A 1,759-nucleotide genomic window follows, 5' to 3' on the forward strand; every position below is an offset into this window, starting at 1 on the left:
CCCGCGACGGATGTGCGCTTCCAGTATCGCGGTGAGGACGTCGTTAGGACGTTGGAACGGATCTGCCGAAAGATCGGCTATCCGAAGACGATCAGGGTCGACAACGTCCTACGTCGGGAGACTTGTGCCGCTTAAGGCGTCAGATCCAGGAGCATCCGAGCGACTGGATGCCCTGTAGTAATTTACCCGAGCGGGTTCCGCCGTCAAGAAATGGTCTCATCCATAGCAAACACAGGGTCGGCCCTCGCGCCGCCCTCACCGTCCTCAACACGAGATCCGAAGTCCCAAGCGGAAGGCCCGAACATTGTCTACGAGGTCAGAAAGCTGCCTCCACGGCTCGCCAGAGAGAGGTCCTTCCGCTCGGGTTCGCCCCTACCGAAGAAGGGGCGATAAGGTTCGCCGGATTTGATCACGGCGTGAATGGTGCGTGCCATCTTTGCGGCGATGGCAGTGTAGGCTTTGCGGCGCAGGTCCGGATTGTGCCTGTCCTGCGCGATGTAGCGTTCGAACTTGTCACGGAAGCTGTTCGCGCGGTGTAGGACCGCGGTCTGTCCCGCCATCCAGAGCGTTCGACGCAGGCGGGCATTGCCATACTTGGAGATTTTGCTGCGCCCCCGAAACAGGCCGGATTGCACCGTCGCCAAATCCATGCCGCAGAACTTCAGAAACTGTCGGTGATGCCGAAAGCGACGCAGGTCGCCGGCCTCGGCCAAGATGGTCAGCGCGTTGATTGGGCCGATGCCCGGCACCGACGTGAGCAGTCGATAATCGGGATGATCTCCGAGCAGAGCGACGGCCCGGGCTTCGATCTGGCTGCGCTGGCGCATCAGGCTGCGCCCCTCCGCCAGCACCATCCGAAACATCCGCAGCGCGTCCGACTCTGCGGCGACCGGCAGCCCAACTGAGCACCGTGCGGTCTCGTAAATGTCTGAGATCAATGCAGCCTTCGCTACCTTCTTTCCCACGACGTCCCATGCGGCGGCAGTGAAGTCATCCTTGTCCATTGCCGTGATCATATGGGCCGAAGGGAACATCTCGAGGAAGGCCAGAAACCATTCGCTGCGGGTGCTGCGCTGGAAGCGGGCCGCCTCCGGGAAGTAGAGCGGCAGGTAATGCCCTAGGATCCGATGCCAGAGCTCTGTCTTGGCGCGTGACACGACCTCATGGGTCATCGACAGCTCCTGAATGTCGGCGATCCCGGCGCGAAGCGGATCCATGAACACTTGGGTGGCGCCGATCTGGAGCATGTGCAGGATGACCTGCGCGTCTTTGGGATCGTTCTTGTCCCAGCTGTTGTGGAGTGCCTCGCGCGTTCTCGCCAAGGCGACGGATGAGACGAGCGTCACATCGAAGCCGGCCATGCCAAGCTGATAGACTAGGGCACGATGATAATTACCGGTCGCCTCGAATCCGATCTGCACCGGCCGCGCGTAGTCCCTCAGGATGGCAATCAGCCGCTGGAAATCGTCGAGCGTGTTTGTGATCGACAATCGCCGTCGCCGGGTCTTGCCGGGGGCCGCGATCAGCACCTCGTGGCGGTGCTTGGAAATGTCGATGCCTACCAGAACACGGGCATCAGCAGTATGCTCGAACTTGGTCATAGCCGGTCTCCTCTGTGGTGGGTGGTTCGCAACACCACCATAGAGACCTGAGCGCCGGTTATGGCCGCACGCTGCGCAGTTCGCGGGCTACGCGCACGGCCATAACCTCTAAGCGGACCAATGTTCCCGACGTGCTATGGCAGCGAATTCATCTCGCG

1 pseudogene is annotated in these 1,759 nt (G+C 61.2%); it reads right to left on the reverse strand.

The window, feature by feature from the left end:
* Positions 1-316: 316 nt before the first annotated feature.
* Positions 317-1,601, reverse strand: a pseudogene (locus tag IB235_RS24620) (IS110 family transposase).
* Between the last annotated feature and the right edge of the window lie 158 nt (positions 1,602-1,759).

This window comes from Paracoccus sp. PAR01 (assembly GCF_014851995.1).
In the GTDB taxonomy this organism is placed as follows: Bacteria; Pseudomonadota; Alphaproteobacteria; order Rhodobacterales; family Rhodobacteraceae; genus Paracoccus; species Paracoccus litorisediminis.